Source organism: Paenibacillus sp. 23TSA30-6 (genome assembly GCF_014858585.1).
Taxonomy (GTDB): Bacteria; Bacillota; Bacilli; order Paenibacillales; family Paenibacillaceae; genus Paenibacillus.
Genome location: NZ_SLTL01000075.1, coordinates 1 through 2,934, shown reverse-complemented (window position 1 = coordinate 2,934; position 2,934 = coordinate 1). Strand labels below are relative to the sequence as shown.

General features: G+C 53.9%; 1 rRNA gene. It reads left to right on the top strand.

Features of this window, described 5'->3' with window-relative positions:
* Window positions 1-3: 3 nt before the first annotated feature.
* Window positions 4-2,933: ribosomal RNA gene (locus E0698_RS26110) — 23S ribosomal RNA — on the top strand.
* Window position 2,934: the final 1 nt, after the last annotated feature.

The following is a 2,934-nucleotide window of genomic DNA, read 5'->3' as shown; positions in this document are numbered from 1 at the left end:
CTAGGTTAAGCTACAAAGAGCACACGGAGGATGCCTAGGCGCCAGGAGCCGACGAAGGACGTGGCGAACAACGATAAAGCCTCGGGGAGCTGTAAGCAAGCTTTGATCCGGGGATGTCCGAATGGGGAAACCCGGCTGTCTTCATCGACAGTCACTTTCTGCTGAATACATAGGCAGAACAGAGGCATACCAGGGGAACTGAAACATCTAAGTACCCTGAGGAAGAGAAAACAATAGTGATTCCGTCAGTAGCGGCGAGCGAACGCGGATTAGCCCAAACCAAGGAGCTTGCTCCTTGGGGTTGTGGGACGTCTCACATGGAGTTACAAAGGAACCGGTTAGATGAAGAGGTCTGGAAAGGCCCGCCAGAGAAGGTAAAAGCCCTGTAATTCAAAACTTGTTCTCTCCGAGACGGATCCCGAGTAGTGCGGGGCACGTGAAACCCCGTATGAATCCGGCAGGACCATCTGCCAAGGCTAAATACTCCCTGGCGACCGATAGTGAAGCAGTACCGTGAGGGAAAGGTGAAAAGCACCCCGGAAGGGGAGTGAAATAGATCCTGAAACCGTGTGCTTACAAGAAGTCAGAGCCCTATGTATGGGTGATGGCGTGCCTTTTGTAGAATGAACCGGCGAGTTACGTTCCCGTGCAAGGTTAAGGTGAAGAGCTGAAGCCGCAGCGAAAGCGAGTCTGAATAGGGCGACTTGAGTACGTGGACGTAGACCCGAAACCGGGTGATCTACCCCTGTCCAGGGTGAAGGTGCGGTAACACGCACTGGAGGCCCGAACCCACGCATGTTGAAAAATGCGGGGATGAGGTGGGGGTAGCGGAGAAATTCCAATCGAACCCGGAGATAGCTGGTTCTCCCCGAAATAGCTTTAGGGCTAGCCTCGGAAAAGAGAGTCGTGGAGGTAGAGCACTGATTGGGTGCGGGGCCCGCAAGGGTTACCAAGCTCAGTCAAACTCCGAATGCCATAGACTTAGTTCCGGGAGTCAGACAGTGAGTGCTAAGATCCATTGTCGAAAGGGAAACAGCCCAGACCATCAGCTAAGGTCCCCAAGTGTGTGTTAAGTGGGAAAGGATGTGGAGTTGCACAGACAACCAGGATGTTGGCTTAGAAGCAGCCACCATTGAAAGAGTGCGTAATAGCTCACTGGTCGAGTGACTCTGCGCCGAAAATGTAACGGGGCTAAACACGCCACCGAAGCTATGGCTTGATGCTTAGGTATCAGGGGTAGGGGAGCGTTGAATGCGGGTTGAAGGTGTACCGTAAGGAGCGCTGGACTGCATTCAAGTGAGAATGCCGGTATGAGTAACGAAAAGATCTGTGAGAATCAGATCCGCCGAAAGCCTAAGGGTTCCTGAGGAAGGTTCGTCCGCTCAGGGTAAGTCGGGACCTAAGGCGAGGCCGATAGGCGTAGTCGAAGGACAACAGGTCGAAATTCCTGTACCACCGTAATCCGTTATGAGCGATGGGGTGACGCAGTAGGGTAGTGACGCGGACTGATGGATGTCCGTCTAAGCAGTGAGGCTGGTGTGTAGGCAAATCCGCACATCGTAAGGCTGGGCTGTGATGGGGAGCGAAAATTACAGTAGCGAAGGTCATGATCTCAGACTGCCAAGAAAAGCCTCTAGCCAGGAGAAGGTGCCCGTACCGCAAACCGACACAGGTAGGCGAGAAGAGAATTCTAAGGCGCGCGGAAGAACTCTCGTTAAGGAACTCGGCAAAATGACCCCGTAACTTCGGGAGAAGGGGTGCCTCGGTAGGGTGAATAGCCCGAGGGGGCCGCAGTGAAAAGGCCCAAGCGACTGTTTAGCAAAAACACAGGTCTGTGCGAAGCCGCAAGGCGAAGTATACGGGCTGACGCCTGCCCGGTGCTGGAAGGTTAAGGGGAGTGGTTAGTCCTTCGGGGCGAAGCTATGAACCGAAGCCCCAGTAAACGGCGGCCGTAACTATAACGGTCCTAAGGTAGCGAAATTCCTTGTCAGGTAAATTCTGACCCGCACGAATGGCGTAACGACTTGGGCGCTGTCTCAACGAGAGATCCGGTGAAATTTTAATACCTGTGAAGATGCAGGTTACCCGCGACAAGACGGAAAGACCCCATGGAGCTTTACTGCAGCTTGATATTGAATTTGGGTACGATCTGTACAGGATAGGTGGGAGCCTAAGAGACTTGAGCGCCAGCTTGAGAGGAGGCATCCTTGGGATACCACCCTGATCGTATCTAGGTTCTAACTTGGTACCGTGATCCGGTGCGAGGACAGTGTCAGGTGGGCAGTTTGACTGGGGCGGTCGCCTCCTAAAGAGTAACGGAGGCGCCCCAAGGTTCCCTCAGAATGGTTGGAAATCATTCGAAGAGTGCAAAGGCAGAAGGGAGCTTGACTGCGAGACCTACAAGTCGAGCAGGGACGAAAGTCGGGCTTAGTGATCCGGTGGTACCGCATGGAAGGGCCATCGCTCAACGGATAAAAGCTACCCTGGGGATAACAGGCTTATCTCCCCCAAGAGTCCACATCGACGGGGAGGTTTGGCACCTCGATGTCGGCTCATCGCATCCTGGGGCTGAAGTAGGTCCCAAGGGTTGGGCTGTTCGCCCATTAAAGCGGTACGCGAGCTGGGTTCAGAACGTCGTGAGACAGTTCGGTCCCTATCTGTCGTGGGCGTAGGAAATTTGAGAGGAGCTGTCCTTAGTACGAGAGGACCGGGATGGACGTACCGCTGGTGTACCAGTTGTTCCGCCAGGAGCACCGCTGGGTAGCTATGTACGGAAGGGATAAGCGCTGAAAGCATCTAAGCGTGAAGCCCCCCTCAAGATGAGATTTCCCAATTCGTAAGACCCCTTGAAGACGACGAGGTAGATAGGTTGGGGGTGGAAGTGCAGTAATGCATGGAGCTGACCAATACTAATCGGTCGAGGGCTTATCCTAA